The sequence below is a fragment of the Paracoccus sp. MKU1 genome (assembly GCF_001447385.1).
GTDB lineage: Bacteria > Pseudomonadota > Alphaproteobacteria > Rhodobacterales > Rhodobacteraceae > Paracoccus.
In genome coordinates, this window is the sequence record NZ_LLWQ01000132.1 from 1 (window position 1) to 6,728 (window position 6,728).

Sequence of the window (6,728 nt, forward strand, 5' to 3'; positions counted from 1 at the left end):
GATGAACAATCACGGCAAATACATCGTCTCGATGGGCAATGTCTGCCGCTGGCTGGCCGAGCAGGCCGAGGCGCTGGAAGTGGAAATCTTCCCCGGCATGGCCTGCTCGCAGCTGGTCAATGAGGGCAGCCGCGTGGTCGGCGTCGTCGCCGGCGAGATGGGGCTGAATGCCGACGGCACTCCCGGCCCGGGCTATGAGCCGGGGATGGAACTGCGCGGCAAATACGTGCTGATCGCCGAGGGCGTGCGCGGCAGCCTCGCCAAGGAGCTGATCGCGAAATACGACCTCTCGGCCGGGCACGAGCCGCAGAAATTCGGCCTCGGCATGAAGGAGATCTGGGAGATCGACCCGGCCAAGGCCAAGCCCGGCACCGTCACCCACACCATGGGCTGGCCGCTCGGCAAGAATGCCGGCGGCGGCAGCTTCATCTATCACCTCGAGGGCAACCAGGTGCTGGTCGGCTTCGTCGTGCACCTGAACTATGCCAACCCCTATCTCTATCCCTACATGGAGTTCCAGCGCTTCAAGCACCATCCCATGGTCGCGGAGCTGCTGGAGGGCGGCAAGCGCGTCGCCTATGGCGCAAGGGCGATCTCCGAGGGCGGCTGGCAGTCGATCCCGAAGCTGACGGTGCCGGGGGCGGCGCTGCTCGGGTGCTCGGCCGGGCTGGTGAACGTGCCGCGCATCAAGGGCAACCACAACGCCATGCTGTCCGGCATCGCCGCGGCCGAGGCGGCGGCGGCGGCCATCGCCGCGGGGCGCGAGGGCGACGAGCTGGCCGAATACGAGGCCGACCTGCGCTCGGGTCCCATCGCCCGCGACCTGAAGCCGGTCAGGAACGTCAAGCCGCTCTGGTCGAAGCTGGGGCTCTGGGCCAGCCTCGCGCTCGGCGGCTTCGACATGTGGGTGGCGAACCTCACCGGCTGGAACCCGCTTGGCACCTGGAAGCACGGCAAGACGGATGCGCAAGCCACCGGCAAGGCCGCGGATTTCCAGCCGATCGACTATCCGAAGCCGGACGGCAAGCTGTCCTTCGACCGGCTGACCAACGTGGCGTTTTCCTTCACCAACCACGAGGAAAGCCAGCCCTGCCACCTGAAGCTGAAGGACCCCGCGATCCCGATTTCGGTGAACCTGCCGCTCTATGCCGAGCCGGCGACGCGCTATTGCCCGGCCGGGGTCTATGAGGTGCTGGAGGGCGACGATGGCCCGCGCTTCCAGATCAACTTCCAGAACTGCGTCCACTGCAAGACCTGCGACATCAAGGACCCCTCCCAGAACATCAACTGGACAACCCCGCAGGGCGGCGACGGGCCCAACTACCCGAATATGTGACGAGGGAGACTTGTCGATATCGGAAATCGGAACAGACCGCAGCAAGAAAGGCGATACGGGCTTCATCGCCAAAACCCCGCCCTTCGTCATCGTTCTCTCGATTTCCCTCAGAATCACTATGTCGCGCAACTGCGCCGTCGTGCCTGCCTTCCAACAGCAAAGCAAAGCCGGGCAGGCAATCCCCAACCTTAGCGCAGATGCTCCACCATGCCGCAGGCTCAGCCATGCATAAGTAGAATCAACTTATTAGCCGATTTTCGCAACATTGCCGTGCATAGGGAAATCTCACCTCAACCGGAGCTATTCAGGTTAGCACATGAAATGAAACTCGCGAGGACGACGCTCTCCCGCACAGCATTGGTGATTGACACGAATCTCATGCTATGTTTACATTATCGTATACTAAAATATGTAACCCGATACGAAATGATGTCGGGCACCATGGTCCGGACTATACAGGCGGCAATTCAACTCTAACCAGACACCAGCCTTTGGACCTCCACATGACGTGTGGCCCGTAAGGGCCACATACATCGCCAGATCCCAGCAAAGGGACGCAACAACAGGGAGACGACCAATTGACAGCTGATAAAGCCACTATCATCGGCCTGAGCCTCGTCATAGCGATGTCCTCGGCCGCCCATGCGGATACGCTTCAGAACATCATCGACAAAGGCGAAGTAGCGATCGGCGTAAAGGCCGACTTCGCCCCATGGGGAATGCGCGACACAAATGGCAATGTCGTCGGTCTTGAAATCGACCTGGCCAACGATCTCGCCCGCAAGCTGAGCGAGCAGGCGGGAAAAGAGATTACTGCAAGAACCGTCGTAGTCACTACATCCAACCGGATGGAGTTTCTGGAACAGGGTCGGATCGACGTTCTTCTTGCTACTATGGCAGATACACCCGAACGCAGAAGGGTCGTGGGCATCCTGCAACCCAGCTATTACTCGTCCGGCATCGCTGTCCTTGCGAAAAAGGACAGCGGGATTGACGGCTGGGAAAGTCTCGAGGGGAAAAGCATCTGCGGGATCCAGGGCTCGTGGTTCAATAAGGATTACGGCCTGAAGAATGGCGCCGAAATGGTCGTCTTCGCGGGCAATGCGGAAGCGGAAGCGGCGCTGCTCGCCGGACGCTGCGCGGGCTGGCTCTATGACGACGCATCGTTCCGAGCGCGCCTTCAGAGCAATCCAGAGAAATGGGCAGATTACACGATCGCCACGCCGGTCGTCGCCGATGCCCCTTGGGGAGCCGGGGTTCGGAAACAGGATCTCGCCGCGCCGATCGCCGCAGCGGTGTCCGACGCAATCACCGAATGGCACAAGAGCGGGACGATTGTAGAGCTTGAGGAAAAATGGGGGTTGGGCGCCTCCGACTGGGTTCTGCAGATGCAAGAAAAATGCCTTGCTGAGAACCCCATCTGTGATTCCGTCCGCGATGATTCGGAATAAGGCAGCTTAGCTTTCCAAGGGAGGCTCCCCTCGCGGGAGCCTAACACCCAGGATACCGTCAAGGGATACACGACATTGGACATGGTGTGGGAATGGTTTCGCTGGCTTGCCGAAACCAAGGGCATAAACCTGACCATCTTCTACGACGACTGGGATCGTGGTAGATTTTTTGCAGGCGTATGGACAACAATCCACCTCTCGACAATTTGCATCATCCTGTCGATCCTGATCGGAATATTGGGGGCCTGGCTACAGAAATCGAGGTTCCGGATAGTCAGGGGCTTGGTGCAGGCCTATATTCAATTCTTCAGGAACACACCGCCTCTCGTCCAGATCTATTTCTTCTATTTTGCCGTGGACGCACTTCTATCCGACTACATGGGCATCAGCGGTGGTATTCTTGGAAGTTATGGCTGGGCTGTTATCTCCTTGTCGTTCTTTGCGGGCGCATTCAATGCGGAGATATTCAGGGCGGGCATCGAGGCGGTGCCGGAATCGACGATAGAATCCGCGGAATCCCTTGGATATACCAATGCGCAGATCTACCGTTATGTAACCTTGCCGCTGGCTTTCCGCGTTTGCCTGCCTGCGCTGAACGGGAACCTCATCAACCTCGTCAAATCCACGACGATCGCCTATGCGATCGCGGTCCCCGAGACCCTGTATGTGTCGAACCAGATCTGGTCCGACGAACTGAACGTCACCGAAATGATGTATGTGATGTGGCTGACATATCTGCTGCTTGTCGGCGCCCTCGTCTGGGTCATGCACCGATGGGAGAAATCCATCCGTGTTCCCGGTTTCGGTCGGAGATAGATCATAATGGAAAATACCAAAACGCCGTGGAAGTCCTATCTCGCGATGACGCAGACCGACCTGCCTGTCATGAAGCCCTTTCAGCTGGCGCCCGCCAAGCCAGTCGGCGAGGTTTGCCTGGATATCCTTTCCCAGCGGCGGTTTTGCCTGTGTCTTCTGGCTGTCTCGCTGGCTTGGATATCCGTTGATGCGGCGATCGCTCAAAGTAGCGGAGGCAGCCGGCCATCGGCGTTGGAGACGATCCTCAGATGGACGCCGCTTATCTTCTTCGGCCCCTCCGGGGAGGTCGGCGGTTTTCTTCTGAATATCCTCGTCAGCTTCATGGCCATGGCCATTGGCACATTTCTCGGCCTTTGGTTGGGAATCGGGCAAATTTCGCTGATTGATCCGGTCAGGAAAGCGTCCTGGCTGGTGACGCAGATATTCCGAAACTCTCCCTGGCTGGTCCTGCTGTTCTTCTTCATGTTGCTTCTGCCATATGAAGTGGAAATTCTCGGGAAGCGATATGAGGTTCCGGGATGGGCCAAGGCAACATTCGCCTTGTCGCTGCCTGTCATGGCGAATGTATCCGAAATCGTCCGCGGTGCGATCGCATCGCTGCCCACCGGGCAATGGGAATCCGCCGAGAGTCTCGCGTTCAGCCGGCGGCAAACGATCTGGAGCATCATCCTGCCGCAATGCGTCAAGCGGATGCTGCCGCCGTGGATGAACTGGTATTGCATCCTGACGATGTCGACACCACTGATTTCAATCCTTGGGGTCAATGACAGTATGGCTCTGACGCAGAATGTCATGGCCGCGGAAGATCGCAGCGAAATTCTCATCCCGCTTTATCTGTGGCTGATGTCCTGGTTCTTCCTCTATAGCTACCCGATTGCCGTTTTGACCCGCAGGCTGGAACGCCGTTTCGCCGTCAAGCAATAGGAGAAAACAGATGAGTGCAGCGAAATGGACAACCGATATGCCGATCGTATCCCTTCGGGACGTGCATAAGGCCTATGGTGCCTATGAAGTTCTGAAGGGCATCAGCATGGATGTTATGATGGGCGAGGTGATCTGTATCATCGGCCCATCCGGCTCGGGAAAATCGACCCTGATCCGATGCATCAATGCCCTCAATGACATTCAGTCGGGTTCGATCAAGGTCGAGGGTCAGGAGGTCAACGACCCGAAGCTGGACAAGCTCGCCTTGAGAAAGAAGGTGGGGATGGTTTTCCAGCAATATAACCTCTTCCCACACAAGACTGCTCTACAGAACGTCATGATGGCACCGATCAAGGTCCTGAAGCAGCCGCGCGACGAAGTCGAAAAGCGCGCCCGCATGCTTTTGAAAAAGGTGCGCCTGGAGGGCAAGGAGAACGCCTATCCCGGAGAGCTGTCCGGGGGGCAGCAACAGCGGGTCGCGATCGCCCGGTCCTTGGCGATGAACCCACAGGTGATGCTCTTCGACGAGGTGACTGCCGCCCTTGACCCCGAAACGGTCAAGGAGGTTCTGACGACGATCAAGGACCTTGCCGCAGATGGGATGACCTGCATCCTTGTCACCCATGAAATGGCTTTCGCACGCGAAGTCGCCAACACCATCTACTTCACGGATCGGGGCATCATCGTCGAGCACGGGCCGCCGGATACGTTTTTCGCGAATGCTCGCGATCCGCGCACCCGCGAATTTCTCAGCCAGATCCTCTGAAACGACCAGTCCTCACGACGCCGGTCCAGACAGCATGTGAAATGGCCCAGACCCTTCAACTGCAGACATATGCGGCGATCTACCGAAAGTTGACCCAATGAGTGCCGAAGAAAAAGACCAGGCTTCTCGCAGTGATAACGCACCGGTTCCTCCGGCTTACAGGGCCCTTTTCGAACCCTTTCGCCTCAAGCATCTGGTGCTGAAGAACCGAATCATGAGCACGTCTCATGCACCGGCTTACGCTGAAGGCGGGATGCCGACGGAGAGATACCAGAAGTATCACGAGGAGAAGGCCAAGGGCGGTCTTGCGCTGTCGATGTTCGGCGGCGCTTCGGCAATCGCTCCGGATTCGCCGCCCTCTTTTGGGCAGCTTTATGTCGGAAGCGACGATGTCATCCCTTATTTCCAGGAATTTGCGGATCGCCTGCATAGGCACGATACCGCGCTCATGTGCCAGCTGAGCCATGTCGGTCGCCGCACCCATGCCAATTCCGGCGGCTGGCTGCCGGCGATCTCCGCCTCGCATCTCAAGGAGCCGGCACACGGCTCCTTTCCCAAGGCAATGGAAAGGTCGGATTTCCGCCGCGTGGCGGACGCCTATGCCGCGGCGGCGCTTCGCTGCAAGAAGGGCGGGCTTGACGGATGCGAGCTCCTGATCGCCGGACATCTGATCGGGCAGTTCTGGTCCCCGCTGATGAACCAGCGCAACGACGAATATGGCGGGTCGCTTGAAAACCGGCTGCGTTTCGGGTTCGAGATTCTCGGCCGCATCCGCGATGCCGTGGGACCGGATTTCATCGTCGGCATCCGTTTCACCGCCGACGAGAAGCTCGAGGGGGGCATCGACATCGAGGAAGGGATCGAGATCGCGCGCCTGCACCAGCAAAGCGGCCTGATCGATTTTCTCAACGTCAATGCCGGCAGCAACTGGACGAACGCCGGAGTCGCCGAGACGGTGCCCGGCATGGCCTTTCCCAGCCCGACGCATATTGCCGCCCTGAAGCGGGTGCGTGCCGCCGTGACCATGCCGATCTTTCACGCCGCACGGGTGACGGATTTCGCGACGGCCAATGCCATGATCAAGGATGGCGATTCCGACATGATCGGCATGACCCGTGCCCATATCGCCGATCCACATCTGGTACGTAAATACCGCGAGGGGCGCGAGGACGAGATCCGTCCCTGCGTGGGGGCAAGCTACTGCATCGACAGGATCTATCGCGGGGGCGATGCCCTGTGCATCCACAATGTCGCGACGGGACGAGAGTCCTTCATCCCACAGGTGATCCGGCCGACCGACGGGCCGGCGCGGCGTGTCGTTATTGTCGGCGGTGGCCCCGGCGGCATGGAAGCAGCACGGATCAGCGCCGAACGTGGTCACAAGGTCACCCTGCTCGATGCCGGGGCTACACTCGGCGGTCAGGTGCTTTTGGCC

6 protein-coding genes are annotated in these 6,728 nt (G+C 59.1%); all 6 read left to right on the forward strand.

Annotated features, from left to right (window positions below):
* Window positions 1-1,336, forward strand: a 1,336-nt coding sequence (locus tag AQY21_RS08720; RefSeq protein WP_058097304.1) for an electron transfer flavoprotein-ubiquinone oxidoreductase, incomplete at its 5' end; no start/stop codon positions are given.
* Between the two features lie 578 nt (window positions 1,337-1,914).
* A complete protein-coding gene (locus AQY21_RS08725) occupies window positions 1,915-2,787 on the forward strand; it encodes a transporter substrate-binding domain-containing protein (RefSeq protein WP_058097305.1) in 873 nt (290 codons plus the stop codon).
* An 81-nt stretch (window positions 2,788-2,868) separates the two neighbouring features.
* Window positions 2,869-3,603 (forward strand): amino acid ABC transporter permease, encoded by a 735-nt coding sequence (locus tag AQY21_RS08730; protein ID WP_082658047.1) that lies wholly within the window; start codon window positions 2,869-2,871, stop codon window positions 3,601-3,603.
* Between the two features lie 6 nt (window positions 3,604-3,609).
* A complete protein-coding gene (locus AQY21_RS08735) occupies window positions 3,610-4,527 on the forward strand; it encodes an amino acid ABC transporter permease (protein WP_238986727.1) in 918 nt (305 codons plus the stop codon).
* A 10-nt stretch (window positions 4,528-4,537) separates the two neighbouring features.
* Complete coding sequence (locus AQY21_RS08740) at window positions 4,538-5,293, forward strand: amino acid ABC transporter ATP-binding protein (RefSeq protein ID WP_058097308.1); 756 nt, start codon at window positions 4,538-4,540, stop codon at window positions 5,291-5,293.
* Window positions 5,294-5,390: 97 nt separating this feature from the next.
* A partial coding sequence (locus AQY21_RS08745) for an NAD(P)-binding protein (protein WP_152988171.1) occupies window positions 5,391-6,728 on the forward strand: 1,338 nt, incomplete at its 3' end.

What these genes read in the sequence shown, in the direction of transcription:
- AQY21_RS08730 (WP_082658047.1), top strand. Translation starts at nt 2,869, where the DNA reads ATGGTGTGGGAATGGTTTCGCTGGCTTGCCGAAACCAAGGGCATAAAC.
- AQY21_RS08735 (WP_238986727.1), top strand. Translation starts at nt 3,610, where the DNA reads ATGGAAAATACCAAAACGCCGTGGAAGTCCTATCTCGCGATGACGCAG.
- AQY21_RS08740 (WP_058097308.1), top strand. Translation starts at nt 4,538, where the DNA reads ATGAGTGCAGCGAAATGGACAACCGATATGCCGATCGTATCCCTTCGG.